At 70.2% G+C, this 17,343-nt stretch carries 18 protein-coding genes; 9 read left to right on the forward strand and 9 right to left on the reverse strand.

Going from position 1 to position 17,343, the window contains the following annotated elements; genetic code table 11:
• Nucleotides 1–83 precede the first annotated feature (83 nt).
• Genes AB0J88_RS18655 through AB0J88_RS18670 form a run of 4 tightly spaced genes read left to right on the forward strand, consistent with a single transcriptional unit; the run spans nucleotide 84 to nucleotide 1,914 of the window.
• On the forward strand, nucleotides 84–632 hold the full coding sequence (locus tag AB0J88_RS18655; protein ID WP_364342788.1) for a Uma2 family endonuclease: 549 nt from the start codon (nucleotides 84–86) through the stop codon (nucleotides 630–632).
• Between the two features lie 2 nt (nucleotides 633–634).
• Nucleotides 635–799 carry a GNAT family protein gene (locus AB0J88_RS18660; RefSeq protein WP_364342785.1) on the forward strand — a complete coding sequence of 55 codons (165 nt, stop codon included), beginning with the start codon at nucleotides 635–637 and terminating at the stop codon, nucleotides 797–799.
• A complete protein-coding gene (locus AB0J88_RS18665) occupies nucleotides 796–1,110 on the forward strand; it encodes a hypothetical protein (RefSeq protein ID WP_364342782.1) in 315 nt (104 codons plus the stop codon). The genes AB0J88_RS18660 and AB0J88_RS18665 overlap by 4 nt, the downstream gene beginning before the upstream one ends.
• 9 nt (nucleotides 1,111–1,119) lie before the next feature.
• Nucleotides 1,120–1,914 (forward strand): arginase family protein, encoded by a 795-nt coding sequence (locus tag AB0J88_RS18670; protein ID WP_364342779.1) that lies wholly within the window; start codon nucleotides 1,120–1,122, stop codon nucleotides 1,912–1,914.
• Nucleotides 1,915–1,918: 4 nt separating this feature from the next.
• Here AB0J88_RS18670 and AB0J88_RS18675 read toward each other — a convergent pair whose 3' ends face one another.
• The 6 genes from AB0J88_RS18675 to AB0J88_RS18700 form a co-directional block, all read right to left on the reverse strand.
• Complete coding sequence (locus AB0J88_RS18675) at nucleotides 1,919–2,449, reverse strand: GrpB family protein (RefSeq protein WP_364342777.1); 531 nt, start codon at nucleotides 2,447–2,449, stop codon at nucleotides 1,919–1,921.
• Nucleotides 2,449–3,495, reverse strand: coding sequence for a LacI family DNA-binding transcriptional regulator (locus AB0J88_RS18680; RefSeq protein ID WP_364342774.1), 1,047 nt, complete (start codon nucleotides 3,493–3,495; stop codon nucleotides 2,449–2,451). The genes AB0J88_RS18675 and AB0J88_RS18680 overlap by 1 nt, the downstream gene beginning before the upstream one ends.
• A 23-nt stretch (nucleotides 3,496–3,518) precedes the next feature.
• On the reverse strand, nucleotides 3,519–4,883 hold the full coding sequence (locus tag AB0J88_RS18685) for a GH1 family beta-glucosidase (protein ID WP_364342771.1): 1,365 nt from the start codon (nucleotides 4,881–4,883) through the stop codon (nucleotides 3,519–3,521).
• The gene (locus AB0J88_RS18690) at nucleotides 4,880–5,722 is read right to left on the reverse strand and encodes a carbohydrate ABC transporter permease (RefSeq protein ID WP_364342768.1); all 843 of its coding nucleotides are present in this window, start codon (nucleotides 5,720–5,722) and stop codon (nucleotides 4,880–4,882) included. Before AB0J88_RS18690 ends, AB0J88_RS18685 begins: the two co-directional genes overlap by 4 nt.
• An 11-nt stretch (nucleotides 5,723–5,733) precedes the next feature.
• Complete coding sequence (locus tag AB0J88_RS18695; RefSeq protein ID WP_364342765.1) at nucleotides 5,734–6,699, reverse strand: sugar ABC transporter permease; 966 nt, start codon at nucleotides 6,697–6,699, stop codon at nucleotides 5,734–5,736.
• Between the two features lie 84 nt (nucleotides 6,700–6,783).
• On the reverse strand, nucleotides 6,784–8,079 hold the full coding sequence (locus AB0J88_RS18700; protein ID WP_364342762.1) for an extracellular solute-binding protein: 1,296 nt from the start codon (nucleotides 8,077–8,079) through the stop codon (nucleotides 6,784–6,786).
• Between the two features lie 283 nt (nucleotides 8,080–8,362).
• Between AB0J88_RS18700 and AB0J88_RS18705 the strand changes: the two genes are divergently transcribed.
• Genes AB0J88_RS18705 through AB0J88_RS18715 form a run of 3 tightly spaced genes read left to right on the forward strand, consistent with a single transcriptional unit; the run spans nucleotide 8,363 to nucleotide 12,430 of the window.
• Nucleotides 8,363–10,912: a DUF4062 domain-containing protein gene (locus AB0J88_RS18705; RefSeq protein WP_364342759.1), complete on the forward strand. Its 2,550-nt coding sequence runs from the start codon at nucleotides 8,363–8,365 to the stop codon at nucleotides 10,910–10,912.
• A 38-nt stretch (nucleotides 10,913–10,950) separates the two neighbouring features.
• Entirely contained in the window at nucleotides 10,951–11,661 is a 711-nt protein-coding gene (locus AB0J88_RS18710; RefSeq protein ID WP_364342756.1) for an SDR family oxidoreductase, read from the forward strand.
• Nucleotides 11,662–11,689: 28 nt separating this feature from the next.
• On the forward strand, nucleotides 11,690–12,430 hold the full coding sequence (locus tag AB0J88_RS18715; RefSeq protein ID WP_364342753.1) for a GNAT family N-acetyltransferase: 741 nt from the start codon (nucleotides 11,690–11,692) through the stop codon (nucleotides 12,428–12,430).
• Here the strand turns inward: AB0J88_RS18715 and AB0J88_RS18720 are convergent.
• Nucleotides 12,427–13,041 carry a zinc-ribbon domain-containing protein gene (locus AB0J88_RS18720; protein ID WP_364342750.1) on the reverse strand — a complete coding sequence of 205 codons (615 nt, stop codon included), beginning with the start codon at nucleotides 13,039–13,041 and terminating at the stop codon, nucleotides 12,427–12,429. The genes AB0J88_RS18715 and AB0J88_RS18720 overlap by 4 nt on opposite strands.
• A gap of 135 nt (nucleotides 13,042–13,176) precedes the next feature.
• Here AB0J88_RS18720 and AB0J88_RS18725 point away from each other — a divergent pair, with 135 nt between their 5' ends.
• Complete coding sequence (locus tag AB0J88_RS18725; protein WP_364342747.1) at nucleotides 13,177–14,001, forward strand: DUF6745 domain-containing protein; 825 nt, start codon at nucleotides 13,177–13,179, stop codon at nucleotides 13,999–14,001.
• On the opposite strand, the gene AB0J88_RS18730 is transcribed toward AB0J88_RS18725, so the two are convergent.
• Nucleotides 13,998–15,194 carry a PucR family transcriptional regulator gene (locus AB0J88_RS18730; protein WP_364342745.1) on the reverse strand — a complete coding sequence of 399 codons (1,197 nt, stop codon included), beginning with the start codon at nucleotides 15,192–15,194 and terminating at the stop codon, nucleotides 13,998–14,000. The genes AB0J88_RS18725 and AB0J88_RS18730 overlap by 4 nt on opposite strands.
• A gap of 96 nt (nucleotides 15,195–15,290) precedes the next feature.
• Here AB0J88_RS18730 and AB0J88_RS18735 point away from each other — a divergent pair, with 96 nt between their 5' ends.
• Nucleotides 15,291–16,775: an NAD(P)/FAD-dependent oxidoreductase gene (locus tag AB0J88_RS18735; protein ID WP_364342742.1), complete on the forward strand. Its 1,485-nt coding sequence runs from the start codon at nucleotides 15,291–15,293 to the stop codon at nucleotides 16,773–16,775.
• Here the strand turns inward: AB0J88_RS18735 and AB0J88_RS18740 are convergent.
• Nucleotides 16,772–17,326 carry a Uma2 family endonuclease gene (locus AB0J88_RS18740; RefSeq protein ID WP_364342739.1) on the reverse strand — a complete coding sequence of 185 codons (555 nt, stop codon included), beginning with the start codon at nucleotides 17,324–17,326 and terminating at the stop codon, nucleotides 16,772–16,774. The two genes, AB0J88_RS18735 and AB0J88_RS18740, sit on opposite strands and share 4 nt — an antisense overlap.
• Between the last annotated feature and the right edge of the window lie 17 nt (nucleotides 17,327–17,343).

A 17,343-nucleotide genomic window follows, 5' to 3' on the forward strand; every position in this document is an offset into this window, starting at 1 on the left:
GTCCGTTTCGGGCACGCCACGCTGACGAGGCGCGTGCCAAACTATGACGAGGACTACGAGAAGGGGCGGGAGGTGCACCAGCCGTGACGGCGCCATCCCTAGAACATGTCGGGCCTTGGACCGAACACGAGTACTTCGACCTTGGTGAGACCCTCCAGCGCATCGAGCTCTTCGACGGGAGCCTTCTCGTGAGTCCGGCCCCGAGCAAGCGCCACCAGCGGGTGAGCCGCAAGCTGGCGGCAATGCTCGACAACACCGCCGAGCCCGCTGGGCTGATCGTCTACGAGGCTGTCAACCTCCGTCTCAAGGCCAATCGTGTTGTCATTCCAGACCTCGTGGTCGCCGACACCGACGAAGAAGGCTCGGTGGTCGAAGCCTCCGAGGTGCGACTGGTCGGCGAGATCGTTTCACCGAGCAACGCCATCGCTGACCGGGTCCTGAAGATGCAGCTCTACGCGATGGCGGGGATCCCGGCATATCTCCTGGTCGAGACCGAAGCCACGACGCCGGTGCTTCGGCTGTTCGTGCTCCACGGCGAGCATTACGTGCTCGCGGCCGAGGCCGGACCGGGCGGGCACCTCTCCACCACCGAGCCCCTGCCGTTGGACATCTCGGTAGCTGGACTCGCCTAGGTGTGTCCGGCGCAAGCCACCTCGATCGGCCGCGGACGGTGAAGGTCCTGCGCCGCCTGGGCATGCGGAGCGCGGCCCGCCTGGTGCAGAACGAATGGTTCAAGGGCGAGTGGACCACAGAAGTCGACTTCGCCATGCTGGCCGACGAATGGCGAGCCCAGCAGTGACACCCGTCGTCTCCGTCGCCGAGCTCCGGTCCGCGCTGGACCTGCTGCTGCGGGAGGTCGAGCGGCGGCACGGGCCGCAGGTCGACCTGGACGGAGGCCTCTACTGGACGGTCTGGCCGGGCAAGGCCCACCGGTTCGACGGCGAACCCCCGCAGGTCACCGTCGGGGACCTGACCGACGACGTCGAGTCCGTCCGTGAGCTGCTGAGCCGCGATCCGGACGAAGGCGTCTACGTCTGGCACGACCTCACCCACGTCGTCGGCGTCCTGACCCGACTAGCCGCACTCGACCTGCCGGACGAACGTCGGTAGCGTCGCCGGATGGTGACGGTCTTGAGTGTGCCGCAGTGGCAGGGGTCGAGTGCCGGCAATGCTCGGCGGTTGGCGGTCGGGGCGCGGCGCACGGCGGCGCGGGTTTCGGCGGGTGGCGCGGTGGTCACCGTGCCGGTTCGGGACGACGCCGGTGAGTTCGACCAGGGCGTGCGCGCGCTCGACGTGCTCGTCGACAACCTGGCCCTGACCCGGGAAGCGCTCGCCGCGATCGACGGTCCGGTGCTCACCGCCGGCGGCGAGTGCGGCGTCGACCTCGCTCCGATCGCCGCCGCGCGCGAACGCTACGGCGACGAGCTCACCGTGCTGTGGTTCGACGCGCATCCCGATCTCTACACGCCGCGTACCCTGCCGTCCGGGTCGTTCCACGGGATGATCCTGCGCACCCTGCTCGGCGACGGCCCCGCGCCGCTGCTGCCGGACGAGCCTTTGCGCCCGGCGCAGGTGGTCATCGCCGGCCTCCGGGCCGGGGACCCGAGCGAGCACGCCTACCTCCACAGCGCGGGAATCCGCGGCCACGGCGTCGCCGACCTCGAACGCGCGGTCGACGGCATCACCGGCCCGGTCTACGTACACGTGGATCTCGACGTCCTCGACCCCACGGCGTTCACCTCGGTCGGCTACCCGGAACCCGACGGCGTCGCGCCGGACCGGCTGGTCGACCTGCTCGCCGGCATCGACAACGTGGTCGGCGCGGCCATCACCGAGCACGCCCCGCCCGACGGCCCCGGCAACGCCGCGGAGGAGGCGATCATCCACCGCCTCGCCACCGCCCTGCGGTTCTGAGAGGTCATTCCTCCCAGACGGAGACCAGCGGCAGGCCGCGGGCCGTGCGAGCCGTGTCGACCATGCGCTGGATCAGGGCCGTCTTGGCCCTGGTGTACGCGTCGCGGTCCTGGTCAGGCGCGGCAGCCAGCGACTGTTTGAGCGCGCCGTAGGCGTCCCGGTCGGCGCAGGTCTCGCGCAGGTGGTCCCGCAGGATCCGCTGGTTGCGGGTCGCCCAGGACGCCGCCGTCACGATGTGCAGGTGATAGCCGACCGGCTCGCCCTCCCGCACGTAGAACAGTCGTTGCGGCATGATCGTCCCAGTCCGGACGAACCCGATCGCCGCGAGCGCGGCCGACTCCGCCGCCACCGCCGACAGCGAGTCCGTCGCCGCCATCAGGTCGATCACCGGCTTCGCCGCCAACCCAGGCACCGCCGTGCTGCCGATGTGCTCCGCGGCGACCAGCAACCCCGGCAGCGCCGCCCGCACCTGGTCAAGAGCCACCAGGGCGTAAGAAGGCCAGGCCGGGTCGTACTCGCGGACCTCGACCACCACTACGCGCTCTCCCGCTCGACGAGCCACGTGTCGAGCAGGACGTGCGGCTCGGCGATCTCCTCGCGCCGGATGCGAGCCACGAGCAGCCGGGCCATCTCGCGGCCCATCTCCTCGATCGGCTGGTGCACCGTCGTCAGCGGCGGGTTGGCCTGGCGCGCGATCGGGGCGTCGTCGAATCCCACCACGGAGACCTCCGATGGCACCGAACGGCCCGCCTCCTGGAGCGCGCGCACCGCCCCGTACGCCATCAGGTCGGAAGCCGCGAACACCGCGTCCAGGTTCGGGTTGTCCTCGAGCAGCCGGCGCATCGCCGCCGTGCCGCTGGCCTCGCTGAAGTCCCCGTACGCGATCAGCTTCTCGTCGACCTGCGCGCCGGTGGCCGCGACCGCCTCGCGGTAACCGGCGAGCCGGGTGACGCCGGCGCCCATGTCCTGCGGGCCGGCGATCGTGGCGATCCGGCGGCGGCCCCGGCCGAACAGGTATTCAACCGCCTGCCGGGCGCCGCCCGCGTTGTCGACGTCGACGTAGTACGCCTCTTGCGCGTCGGGCTGCAGCATCCGGGCCGGCCGGCCACCGAGCACCGCCGGCAGACCGCGCTGCTCCAGCAGCGTCGGCAGCGGGTCGGCGTCGTGCAACGACAACAGCAGGACGCCGTCGATGTGCTGGTTGGTCAGGTGGTGCTCGATCCGCTCGCGCTCGGCCGGCGACTGCGCCATCGCCAGCCAGAGCTGCATCGACGTGTCGAGCAGGCCCGAGCTCACGCCGCGCACGATCGCCGCGAAGAACGGCTCGCCGAAGACGCGCTCCTCGGACTCCGAGACGACCAGGGCGACCGAGTCGGTGCGCTGGGTGACCAGCGCCCGGGCCGCGCGGTTGGGCACGTAGCCGAGCTCGGCGATCGCCGCCTGCACCGCCGCCCGGGCTTCGGGGCTGACCTGCGGCGAGCCGTTGACGACCCGGGAGACGGTGCCCCGGCCGACCCCGGCCCGCGCGGCCACCGCGTCGAGGGTCGGGCGGCCGAGGGACCGGGTTCGTTGGGTCGTCATCGTTAACTCCTCCGCAGGCGGCCTTATTCTGCGGCCAGTCCGTTACGTCGGATCACGTCGGCGTACCACCTGGCGCTGGTCTTCGGCGTGCGGAGCTGCGTCGCGTAATCGACATGGATCATGCCAAAACGCTTCGTGTAGCCCCACGCCCATTCGAAATTATCCATCAGCGACCAGGCGAAGTAGCCCCGCAGGGGCACTCCGGCCTCGATCGCCTCATGGCAGGCGCGCAGATGGGCGTCGAAGTACGCCACCCGTTGGGGGTCGGACACCTCCCCGTCGACCACCTCGTCGACGAACGCGGCACCGTTCTCGGTCACGTAGAGCGGCACCGCCGGGTACTCCGCGCGCAGCCTGGTCAGCGTCTCGACCAGACCGGGCGCGTCGATCTCCCAGTTCATATCGGTGACCGGTAGCCCACGGGTGACGAACCGGACATCCTCACTGCCGGGCCAGCAGGTCTGCTTCCGCCAGTACGGCGACGGCTCGACCCCGGCGACCGGCGCCCCGACCACGTGCCGGCTGTAGTAGTTGACGCCCAGGAGCGACAACGGTGAAGAGATGACGGACAGATCCCCATCGCGTACGTGGGACATGTCGGTCACGTCGGACAGATCGGCCACGACGTCGGCCGGATACGTACCGCACAGCAACGGGTCCAGGAAGATCCGGTTGGCCAGCCCGTCGATCCGCCGAGCCGCGTCACGATCCGCCGCCGACGACGACTCCGGCGAGATCGCGTAGAGGTTGAGCGTGATCCCCGCCGACCCGATCGCCTGGAGCGCCAGGCCGTGCCCGAGCAGCAGGTGGTGGGCGGCCCGCACCGAGTCGGCCGCGTCGGTGCGGCCTGGAGCGTGCGCGCCCGAGCCGTAGCCGAGGAAGGCCGAGCACCACGGCTCGTTGAACGTCGTCCAGAACTTCACCCGGTCGCCGAGCGCCTCGTGGGCCAGCGCCGCGTAGTCCGCGAACCGCCGGGCGGTGTCCCGCGACGGCCAGCCACCCGCGTCCTCGAGCTGCTGCGGCAGGTCCCAGTGGTAGAGCGTGACCCACGGCTCGATGCCGTTCTCCAGCAGCTCGTCGACCAGACCGCGGTAGAAGTCCAGCCCCCGCTGGCTCGCCGGGCCGGTGCCGCCGGGCTGGATCCGCGGCCACGACAGCGAGAACCGGTACGAGCGCAGCCCCAGGTCGGCCATCAGCTTCACGTCGTCGCGGACGCGGTGGTAGTGGTCGCACGCGACGTCACCCGTGTCGCCGCCCGCGGTCCGGCCCGGGGTGTGGCTGAAGGTGTCCCAGATCGAGGGCGTACGCCCGTCTTCGTCGGCCGCTCCTTCGATCTGATAAGCCGCGGTGGCGGCGCCCCAGAGGAAATCCGGTGGGAACGTTGTCACGACTTGACGGCGCCTTCCATGATGCCGCCGACGATCTGACGGCCGAAGAGAACGAACACGAGCAACAGGGGGATGGTGCCGACCGCGGTGGCGGCGAAGACCTGTGAGTAGTCGGTGTAGTAGGCATAGGACAGGAAGGCCAGCGACACCTGGAGGGTGGGGTTCTCGTTGGTCAGCGCGGCGAAGGGCCAGAGGAACTGGTTCCAGGTGTCCATGAAGGTGAGCAGGCCGAGCACCGCGGCGGCCGGGCGCAACGCGGGCAGCACGACGTTCCAGTAGATCCGGAACGTGCTGCACCCGTCGACCCGCGCGGCCTCGATCAGCTCGTCCGAGACGGCCTGGGTCGCGTACTGGCGCATCATGAACACGCCGAACGCGCTGACCAGGAACGGCACCGTGACGGCGTACAGCGTGTCGTACCAGCGCAGGTCCTGCATCATCTCCCAGAGCGGGATCAGCCCGAGCTGGGTCGGCACCATCATCGTCACGACGATGGCGAGCAGCAGCCCGTTGCGGCCCTTGAACCGCAGCTTGGCGAAGGCGAACCCGGCCAGCGTCCCGGTCAGCACGACCGCGACGGTCACCACCGAGGACACGATGACCGAGTTGACGACGCCCTTGAAGAAGTTGGCGTTCGCGTTGTCGAGCACCCGCTCGAAGTTCGCGCCGAACGCCTCCCCTGGCGTGATCGGCGGCGGCACCGAGTTGATGGCGTCGAGGCTGCGGGTGGCGATGACGAACATGTAGTAGAACGGGTAGATCGACGCCAGAACGGCGATGACCAGCGCGATGTACGTCAGCGGGCTGGTCTTCCACAGGCGGGCGGAGGCCGCGACCATCGTGGGCTCCCTCACTTCACGGTACGGCGGACGACGGCCAGGTTGATCGCGGCGATGATGCCGATCAGCACGAAGAGAGCCCAGGCGATCGCGGCTCCGTATCCGGCTGTGTTGAGGCTGTTGATGCCCTTCTCGTACATGTACATGGCGAGCGTCTGGAACTCCCGCTGCGTGCCACCGCGCATGTTGCCGTTGCCGAAGAGCAGCGGCTCCGTGAAGAGCTGCAGGCCGCCGAACGTCGACAGCAGCACGACGAACACGAACGTGGGCGTCAGCATCGGCAGCGTGATCCGCCAGAACTGCCGCCAGTGGTTGGCGCCGTCGATCGAGGCCGCCTCGTAGAGGTCGCGCGGGATCGCCTGCATGCCGGCCAGCAGGATCAGCGCGTTGTAGCCGGTCCACCGCCAGTCGACCATGAACGCGATCGCGATCCACGAGCTCCACCGCTGCGCGTCCCAGTCGATCGCGTCGACGCCGACGAGGCCGAGCAGCCAGTTGACGACGCCGAAGTCACGCTGGAAGAGCATCCCGAAGACGATCGCCACCGCCGCCACGGAGGTGATGTTGGGTACGAAGATGGCCATCCGGAAGAACGTCTTGCCGCGCAGCCGGGTGCGGTTGAGCAGGTTGGCGAGGAACAGCGCGAGGATCAGCTGCGGGACCGTCGCGACGACGAAGATGCCGAGCGTGTTGACGAGCGCGTTCCAGAAGTAGTCGTCCTTGAACAGCTCGACGTAGTTGTCGAAGCCGATGAACGTGTGATCGCCGATCAGGTCCCAGTCGTGCAGCGACATCCAGGCGGTCTTGACCATCGGGTAGAGCCCGAAGATGCCGAACACGATGAAGAACGGGGCGATGTAGAGGTACGGCGAGTACTTCATGTCCCAGCGGGCGCGCTTGGCGCTGCCGGTGTTCCGGTGCCGGGGCGGCCCGGTCGGCGCGGGCGCCGCCGGGCGCGCGGGCGTGGCGAGTGCCATGAGGGTGTCCTTTCTGGACCGTCGAGCCCGGACGACCGTGCGGAAGGGCCCTTCGCACAGAAGGGCCCTTCCGGTCGGGTTCCGTCAGAAGGCGCCCTGTGTCGCGGCGTCCTTGATGAACTGGTCCCAGGCGGCGGTGGCACTCGCCTCGCCGTTCTCGTACGCCCGCAAGGCGGGCTCCATCGCCTGTTCCTTCACGGCCTGGTGCTTCGGGCCGAGGTGGACGGGCTTGATGCCCTCGACGCTGCCGCCGAAGATCTTGCCGGTAGGCGCGTTGTTGAAGTACGGGTTCGTGTACGACTGGAAGTCCGGGTTCTTCAGCGCTTCCAGGTTGGTCGGCAGTGGGCCCTTGAGCTTGAACGCCGCCACCTGGCTGGTGGCGCTGGTCAGGTACTCGGCGAGCTTGGCGGCCTCGGCCTTGTGCTTCCCTCGTTCAGGCACAGCGAGCCACGAGCCACCCCAGTTGCCGGACTTGCCGGGCACACCGGCGACGTCCCACTTGCCCTTGTTCTCCGGACCGGAGTTGTCCTGCACGATGCCGAGCATCCACGAAGGACAGAAGGTCGCGGCGAACGTGCCCTGCTTGAAGCCGGCGCTCCACTCCGGCGACCAGGTGGCCGTCTTCGCGGTGATGTTGGCGTCGACCATCTTCAGCGAGGTGTCCCACGCCTCCTTCACCGACGCGCTCTTGTCCGCGACGATGTTGTCCTCGGCGTCGTAGAAGATGTCGCCGCCGATCTGCATGGTGATCGCGCTGGCCGCGGTGGTGACCGAGTCGAGCAGGCCCTTGCCGGTCTTCTCGCGGTATTTCTTGCCGGTCTCGATGAACGCCGGCCAGTCGGGCCAGAGCGCGGTGACGGCGTCGCGCTCGACCGGCAGGCCGGCCGCCTTGAACAGGTCGGTGCGGTAGCAGACCGCGAGGCTGCCGACGTCGGTCGGCAGGCCGATCAGCCGGCCGTCCGCTGCCTTGCCCAGCTCCCACTTCCACGGCAGGTACTCCGTGCTGTGGTCCTTGACCAGCGGCGTCAGGTCGGCCCAGTTGGCCGGGTTGGTCTTGAACTCGTTGAGGATGCCCTCTTCGAGCGCGACGACGTCGGCGACACCCTTGCCGGTGGCCAGGCTGCGCACGATCTTGGGACGGTACTCGTTGAGCTGGGCGGTCTTGCGCAGCTCGACCTTGATGCCGGTGTCCTTCTCGTACTGCTTGACCAGTTCGTCGTAACCGAACTCGCTGAAGGTCTCGAGGACCAGCTTGTCGGGCTTGCCGCCGGCACTGGTGCCACTGTCGCCGTCGTCACTGCCACAGGCAGCGACTCCGAGTACGAGTGCGGCACTTGCGGCGAGCGCGACCAGCTTGCTTCCGCGTCCGCTGACGCTCATCCAGGACCCCTCTCAGGTCAGGAGATGCAAGTGGTGGGGTTGGTCGGCGAAACCCGGATGCGTCGTGTTCCACGGTTCCCGGGAGCGCTCCCACGAGATTGCCGACACGTTTCGTCGGCGTCAATACCAATCGATGGGAGCGTTCCCATATCGTTATGGGAGCGCTCTCTTGAGACCCGTTCTACGGATTGCCACTGTTGGCAGGTACGTTCGGTGACCGTACGGGGGGAAGTGATGGTTTTTCATGGCAAGCTCTGGCGAGCCGGTTTCCACTGCGCGCAACGTGATCCATACACCGGACCGCCGGTTGCGGGTGTTCGTCTCGTCGACGCTGGAGGAGCTCGAGCCTGAGCGGCTCGCCGTCCGCGACGCCATCTCCCGCATGCGGCTCGTGCCCGTGATGTTCGAGCTGGGAGCTCGGCCACACGCTCCCCGCGACGTCTACCGCGCGTACCTCGAGCAGAGCCAGCTCTTCATCGGCGTCTACTGGGAGAGCTACGGCTGGACGGCGCCCGACGCCACCTTCTCCGGACTCGAGGACGAGTACCTGATGTCCGGCCACCTGCCGAAGCTGATCTACGTCAAGTCGCCGGCACCGAATCGCGACCCCCGGCTGACCGCTCTGCTCGACCGGATCCGTGACGACGCCCGCGTCAGCTACCGCCACTTCCGCTCGGCCGACGAGCTGCGCCGGGTGGTCGGTGAGGACATCGCGCTACTGCTCACCGAGCGGTTCAACCCCCGGCCCGTCCAGCAGGCCGAGCCCGAGGCGCTGCCGCGCGACGAGCTGCCCATCCCGCCGAACCCGCTGCTCGGCCGCACCACGGAGCAGCGTGCGCTGCGCGAGCTGCTGACCGAGGACGACGTGCGGCTGGTCACCCTGATCGGCCCGGGCGGCGTGGGCAAGACGCGGCTGGCGATGGAGCTCGGCTCCGAGCTGCGCGACACCTTCGCCGACGGCGTGCGGTTCGTCGACCTGTCCGCGGTCACGGACCCCGACGTGGTGCCCGCCGCGCTGGCGCAGTCGCTCGGGCTGCGTACCGTGCCGAACCGCCCCCCGATCGAGGACATCGTCACCTACCTGCGCAACCGCTCGCTGTTGCTGGTCGCCGACAACATGGAGCACGTGGCGGAGGCCTCGCCCGTGTTCGGCGCCGTGCTCAGCGCGGCTCCCGGCGTCACGGTGCTGGCGACCAGCCGGGTGCCGCTGCGGCTCACCGGTGAGCACGTGTTCGCCGTGCCGCCGCTGCCCGTCCCGACGCTGAACGAGGACCCGACGACGGCGGTCCGCCGGGACGGCGCAGCCCGCCTGTTCGTCGAGCGCGCCCGTGCCGTCAAGGCCGACTTCGCCGTCAGCCCCGAGAACGCGGTGGCCATCGCCGAGATCGTCCGCCGGCTCGACGGCCTGCCGCTGGCCGTCGAGCTCGCCGCCGCCAAGGTGCGGGTGCTCACCCCGCAGGCCCTGCTCAACCGGCTGACGAGCCGCCTCGGCACACTGACCGGCGGCGCCCGGGACCTGCCCACCCGCCAGCGCACCCTGCGCGACGCGATCGCCTGGAGCTACCAGCTACTCCCCCGGCGCGAGCAGGAGCTGTTCGCGCGGCTCGGGGTGTTCGCCGGCGGTTTCGACCTCGACGCCGCGCGCGCGGTCGCCGGCGTGCCCGAGCGCTACGCGGGCCTGGACGCCCTCACCTCGCTGGTCGAGAGCAGCCTGGTCAAGCAGGAGACGGGCGACCGGGAGCCGCGCTTCACCATGCTCGGCATCATCCGCGACTTCGCGCTCGAGCAGCTCCGTCAGGCCGGCGACTGGAAGGACACCCACGACCGGCACGCCCGGCACTACCTGGAGTTCGCCGAGCGCACCTCCCCGCCGCTGGGCCGCACGGCGACCGATCCCGAGTCGCTCAACATCCTGGAAGGCGAGCAGGACAACCTACGCGCGGCCATGACCTGGTTCATCGACACCGACCAGCTCGAGGACGCGGTGCGGCTGGGCTGGGTGGTCTGGGCGCTCTGGTGGCTGCGCGGCCGCAGCGACGAGGGCGCGCGCAACATCGAGCGGGTGATGGAGAAGGCGGAGATGCTCTCGCCGAAGGCGTACGCGCGGCTGATCTTCGGCGACGGCGCGATGTCGTTCATCACCGGGCAGCTCGTCCGCGGCCGCGCTCAGCTCGAGAAGGCCCTGCCGCTGCTGCGCGAAATCGGCGACGAGGACGCCACCGCGCGAACGGCCGGGATGCTGGGCCAGCTCGCCCTCGCCCGTGGCGACTACGACCTGGCCCGGGATCTGCTGGACGAGACGCGGCAGATCAGCGAGCGGCTGGGCGAAGAGTGGATGATCGCGCTCTACTACACCCGGCTCGGTCTGGTCCCGCTCAGCGAAGGCGACTTCGCGGCGGCCACCGAGCAGTTCGCCGACGGCCTGCGGCTGGCCCGCAAGACGAACGACCACCTCGGCGAGGTCGTCGCGCTCTACAGCCTGGCCGTCGCGGCGCTCGCCAGTGGCGACGCGGAGACCGCGGCCACCAACCTGGCGTCCGGCCTGCGCGTCTCGGCCAAGGCCGGCGACGAGCCCGGTGCGGGCCTCTTCCTGGAGGCGATGGCCAACCTGGCCGCGCGCGGCGGCGACACCGAACGGGCGGTCAGGCTGGTCTCGGCGGCCCGCAAGCTGCAGACCGTGACCGGAGCCGCATGGATGCGGGCGTACGTGCCGGCCTGGCCCGACAGCGGCGGACCGGAGCTCGACGCCCGGCTGCACCCCGAGGCCTGGGCTCTTGGCACCGCCGACAACTTCGGCTCGGCCGTGGCGTACGCGCTGGAGGACGGGCGCTAGGTTCCCGCGCGGCCGTCCGGTGCGTAACGTCGAAGGGCATGACGTCCACCGCACTCGTCACCGGCGGCTCCCGCGGCATCGGCCGCGCCATCGTCGAGCGGCTGGCCGCGGCCGGCCATCGCGTCGTCTTCACGTACCTGCGGGACAAGGTGGCCGCCGACGAGGTGGTCGCACGCTGCCCGGGCGCGGTCGCGGTGCGGGCCGACCAGACCGACGTCTCCTGTCTGGACGCGATGTTCGCTCCTGTCCACGATGGACTCGACATCCTGGTCAACAACGCCGCCGTCATCGTGCCCGCGACGATCGCCGACGTCACGTCCGAGGAGTTCGACCGTGCGATGACGGCCAACACGAAGGTCCCGTTGCTGGCGATCGCCCGCGCCTCCAGGCTCTTGCGCGACGGTGGCCGGATCGTCAACATCTCCACGATCAACACGATCGCGGCGGCGCCGGGCAACGTCCTCTACTGCGCCAGCAAGGCCGCGCTGGAGCAGGTGACGGCGGTGGCGGCGCGTGAGCTGGGACCGCGCGGGATCACCGTCAACACGGTCTCGCCGGGTGCCACCGACACCGACCTGCTGCGGGCCAACAACAGCGCGGAGGCGCTGGCCCAGTCGGCCGCGGAGGCCGCGCTCGGGCGGCTCGGGCGGCCGGACGACGTGGCCGCCGTCGTGGCGTTCCTGACCACCGCGGACGCGGGCTGGATCACCGGCCAGAACATCCGGGCCACCGGTGGGCTGTTGATCTGAGCCGACCGGTGGCGCAGGCTGGGTCGCTATGGAGATCAGAGACGCCCAGCCCGGAGACGTCGAGCGGATCGTCGCGATCGGGCACGAGACCTGGCCGGCGACGTACGCGTTCGCCGGCCAGGAGTACATCGCACACGGGCTCGCGACCTGGTGGTCGCCGGAGGCCGTCGTGCGCTCGCTGGAGACCACCGTCCTGCTCGTCGCGGCGGAGGGCGACGAGCTGGTCGGGGTCGGCAACCTCGACGTGCGCGGTGCGGTGCCGATCGTGTGGAAGCTCTACGTGCGGCCCGGGGCGCAGGGCACCGGCGTGGGCTCAGCGCTGCTGTCCAGCCTGGTCGAGCGGGCCGGAGGGCGGCCGGTGCGGCTGTCGTACCTGGCCGGCAACGACCGCGCCGCCGGCTTCTACGCGCGGCACGGCTTCGCCGAACACCATCTCAAGGAGCCGGACCGGCCGGGGTGGCCCGGCGAGGTCTGGTTGGAGCGGCCCGGTTCCGGCCTGCTGTTGGCCGCCGTCGTCGAGTTCGTCGAGGGCCGTCCGGAGACCGGCCAGCGCTACGAGGACGCGGTGCTGGCGCTGCTGGGCCGCCACGGCGGCACGCTCGAACGCCGCACCCGGAGCAGCGACGGCACGGCCGAGGTGCACCTGATCCGCTTCACGTCGCGCGCCGGCCTGGAGTCCTTCATGGCCGACCCGGAGCGGCTCGCCCACCGCGAAGCGATCGGCGAGGCCGCCCCGACGACCCGGGTGATCGAGGTCTTCGACCTCTAGCGGTTGATGGACTGCTCGACCGTGGAGATGACACCGGTCGCGTGGGCCGGGGTCATGCCGAGCTGGCCGGCGATCCAGCCGATCGCCTCGCGCTCCGACTGGTTGATCGGACCATCGGCGAGGGCGACCCGGACCGCGTTGGCCAGCTGGCGCTCGCACGCGTCCTGGGTGAAGTTGGCAGCCAGGCCACGCAGCGGCTCGACCGCGAGCTCGGTGGGCTGCTGGGCGTCGGCCATCAGCTGCGTGGCGTCGTAGCCCGGCTCACCGGCCTCGTGGACCGCGTCGACCGCCGCACGGATCGCGGCTTCGTTGGCTCCGCCGGCGCGCAGCACCAGGGCGGCGGCCGCCCGCATGCCCGCCGGGAGCGCGCTCGCGAGCTGCGCGGTGGTCGCGCGGTGCAGCACGACGGGATCGAACTTGGTGCGGCAGGTCTTGCACTTGACGATCTCGCCGACCTTGTCCAGCGGGATCACCGGCAGGAAGAAGAGCGTAAAGAACCGGCGGGCGGTGCGGTGCTCGTATTCCCGGTCGCCGCCGCAATGTGGGCAGTGGAACTGCCCGGTGCCGATCAGGCCGAAGATGTAGAAGACCGACACACCGAAAATGATCATTGCGACTCCGAGCTGAGGGGACGGCTGTGACCTGGGGGACCTTACCAACGCGAGACCCCTCTTGCGGGCCGGTCGCGCGGTGGTGGACCATATGCGAATGATCTCCAACCGAAAGGGCGCTGACGCCCTCGCGCGATGACCGCGCCGGTGCGGCGCAAAGACGCCGCCCTCGCTTCTGCCGCCGAGGTCTGGCGGGAAGCTTCTCTGATCCGCCGGGAATGGCTCGAACACGGCCTGTCGACCGTGCCCGCCGACCGGGAGACCGCGCAGCGGTCCGTAACCGCCATCTACGCCCGGATGTCCCGACCGCGTCCCCGGTTCGAGTGGGTCGACTCCCCCGCCAAGGCACTCGCCCTGGTCGACGGCTGGCCCACCCTGGACGACCTCTACCGGTGGATCCGCGACCCGCGGGGCCGTCCGTCGCTGGCCAGCGACCTGGCCACGGTGGCGTCCCGGTTGCGGGCCGCGCTCAGCGCCGGGGTCGGGTACGCCGACCCGGAACTGTCACCGGCCCGCAAACCCGGCAAGAGCAAGGAACCCTGGCCCGAGCTGCCGCCGCTGGACGCGCTGGCCCGTGGCGTACCGCTGGCCGTGGTGCTCCATCAGTCGGTCCGCGGAGCCCTGCATCGCAGTCTGGGCAGCGGATTCCGGCAACAAGTGCGGGCCACGCTGGGCCAGGCGACACCGGTCTGCTGGTACGGACAGCAGGACGCCTGCTGGATCGGCTACTACGACACGCTGCGGCGGCTCGACCTGGCCGACTGGTCTCCGGGCGCCACCGACCACTTCGGAGTGTGGGCCGACCTGGCCCGCTCGTGCGGCTGGTGGTGGCCGGGCGAGCAGATGTGCGTGCTGGTCGATCGGCCGGCCCGGTTGCGGGTCGAACCCGTGCCCGGCGGCCTGCACGAGGAAGTCGCCCTCACCTCCGTCGCGTACCGCGACGGCTGGACGCCCTTCTAACCCCGCCAGTGCAGGATCTCGAGGGCCGCGCCGACTTCCACGGCGCGGCCCGCGAGCGGGGCGGGCAGCAGCCGGTCGGCCCGGGCCAGCCGCCGCAGCAGGGTGTTGCGGTGGGTGAACAGGCGGGCAGCGGCCCGGGATGCGTTGCACTGCTCGGCGATGAAGGCCCGCACGGCGGCCCGGAGCTCCACCGGCGCCGTCTCCAGCGCACCCAAGGTGCGCGTCACGAACCGGTCGGCGCCTTCCGCGTCCTGGGTCACCAGCGCGACCAACTCGACCTCGTCGAACGCCGCCAGCCGATGGGCCGGCGTGAGCCGGGCCAGCAGGCGCTGGGTGGTCAGCGCGTCGTGGTGGCTGCGACGGAAACCGTCGACGCCGGCCGCCGGTGAGCCGAGCGCGACCCGCACGGCCGGCAGCCGGTCCAGGGACACGCGCAGGTCGCCCGGGTCGGGCCGGCCGTGCACCCACACCCAGCGGGTCGCGGCGCTGGCGATGACGCTCAGCGGCCGGGCCGCCCCGGCCAGCGCGTCGGCGGCCCGGTCGAGCTGGCGCAGGTCGGCGTCGGGGTCGTCGGTCCAGACCACCGCGGCGGTGTGGGTGCGGTCCAGGGCGTACCCGAGCCGGGTCTCGGCACTTGTCACCGGTGCGCCGTCGAGCAGCAGGATGACCGTCTCGCGCCGCTCGGCGTGGCTGCCCTGGGTGAGCGCGGCCCGCTCGGCGCGCATCCGCAGCGAGATGGCGGCGACCGTGGCGTCGACGAAGGCGGCGATCGACCGCAGCGAGACGTCGAGCACCTCCCGGAGCTCGGTCGTGTCGGTGGTCAGCGTGCAGGCGATCTGGGTCCACAGCCGGGCCGCGACCGCCTCGCCGACGCGGTAGGAGTCCAGCGCCGACTCGTCGAGCCCGCGACGGACGAGGTCACGGGCGATCGCCAGCGGCGCCGCGTCGTCGTTGGCCGGCACGGGCTGGCCGGGCGCGCGTACGTTGGCCGCCGCCCAGAACAGCAGGTTGGACCGGTTGGTGCGACGGGTGGCCGCGGCCAGCACCGGGTCACCGGCGATCGCCCGGCGCGCCTCACCGGCCAACGTCGCCGCGTCGATCTCGGCCAGCCACTCGGGGCGCGGGTTTAGCGCGATCTCGGCGCCCTGACGGATCAGCTCCCGCACCCGGGGCGACGGCGGGTCCCACGACATGCCGTCACGCTAGTGGTGCAGTTCGCACCTGGCCAGCCTCGATAACGGTGCAGATCGTCCGGCGCGTGGGCGGCGAGCACGGTCGACCATGAACAGATGGCGGTGGAGCATTTCGATGTGCTGATCATCGGTGCCGGGATCTCCGGCATCGGGGCCGGGCGCTACCTCAAGACGGAGCTTCCGGGCAAGACGTTCGCGATCCTCGAGGCCCGCGGCGCGTCCGGCGGCACCTGGGACCTGTTCCGCTATCCCGGCACACGGTCGGACTCCGACCTGCACACCTTCGGGTACGCGTTCAAGCCCTGGCGCGACAAGGAGGCCATCGCCTCGGCGCCGCGGATCCTCGCCTATCTGCGGGAGACGGCGACGGAGAACGGCCTGGACCCGCACATCCGCTACCACCACCGGGTACGCGCTGCGGCGTTCGACTCCGGAACGGCACTGTGGACAGTCTCGGTGGACCGCGCCGGCGAGCCCGTGACGATGACCGCCAACTGGGTGTTCTGCGCGGGCGGCTACTACCGCTACGAGCAGGGCTTCACGCCGGAGTTCCCGGGCCGCTCGCGCTTCCGCGGCACGATCGTGCACCCGCAGCACTGGCCGGCCGACCTGGACCACGCGGGCAGGCGGGTCGTGGTGATCGGCAGCGGCGCGACCGCGGTCACCATCGTCCCCGCGATGGCCGACACCGCCGCGCACGTGACGATGCTCCAGCGCACCCCGACCTACATCCTGTCGATGCCGACCAGGGACGCCATCGGCAACGCGTTGAAGAAATACCTGGGTCCGGTCCGCGGTCACGCGCTGACCCGGCGGAAGAACATCGCGATGCAGCGCTCGATCTGGAAGTTCTGCCAACGCCACCCCGAGCGGGCGCGCCGGGTGATCCGCTGGCTCAACGCCCGCCAGCTGCCGGAGGGCTACCCGGTCGACGAGCACTTCCGGCCGCCGTACGACCCGTGGGACCAACGCCTGTGCCTGGTCCCGGACGGCGACCTGTTCAAGGCGATCCGCGCGGGCACCGCCTCGGTGGTCACGGACCGGATCGAGACGTTCACCGAGAACGGCATCCGGCTGGGCAGCGGCGAGGAACTGCCGGCCGACATCATCGTCACCGCGACGGGCCTGCAGGTCCAGGCGCTGGGCGGCATACCGCTGACCGTCGACGGGTCGCCGGTCGCCGTCGCGGACACGATCGCGTACAAGGGCATGATGCTGTCCGGGGTGCCGAACTTCGCGTTCATCGTGGGCTACACCAACTCGTCGTGGACGCTCAAGGTCGGGCTGCTGTGCGAACACTTCTGCCTGCTGCTGGCCCACATGGACAAGCACGGCTACGACCTCTGCCGACCGGAGCCGGCCGACCCGAACATGCCCACGCGCCCGTTCCTGGACTTCGGAGCGGGCTACATCCGCCGGGTGATCGACCAACTGCCCCGCCAGGGCGACCGCCTACCGTGGCTGACTTCGATGAACTACCACACCGACGTCAAAATCCTCAGGGCCGACCACGTCGTCGACCCAGAACTGCACTTCGAGCACGCGGTACGTCCGGCGCCAGCGGCACGCGGTGCTGCCTAGGCGAGCTGATCGACAACTAGATCGGCGACGACCGGGTCATTGAGGTGCAGGACCTGGCCGGTCCGCGCCTCGGCGGTCAAGACGTAGTGTTCGGCCCGCAACTGGAAGAGGCGCAGCAACAATCCAGACTCGTCGTTCTCTACGAGCAGGTACCACGGAATAGCGGCAACCGCGTAGAGCCGCATCTTGGTGACCCGGTCAGCGACTGCGTTGCTGGGCGAAACAATCTCACAGACCAGCTTGACCTCAGCCGCCTCCACAACCAATCCGCTGACGTCGGGATCGGTCACCACAAGGTCCGGAATGACGATCCGGTCCGTCTTGAGGCGCACATTCACGGCCTGGTAAACAGCTAGATCGACAGTGCCAGCCGCACCGGTGAGAGCCTGCGTGAGCAGGTAGCTCAGATGTTGATGGCGGATGGTCGGCGCGGGGCTCACCAGAAGGCTCCCGTCGATGAGTTCGATGCGGTTGGGGGTCTCGCCTAGCTGGAAGAAGTCGTCCTCATTCCACGGCCCTAGGGAAGCCCAGTCGAGCGTTGCCACCGTCATCACTCACCTCCGCGTCC

Source organism: Asanoa sp. NPDC049475, from assembly GCF_040676915.1.
GTDB lineage: Bacteria > Actinomycetota > Actinomycetes > Mycobacteriales > Micromonosporaceae > Asanoa.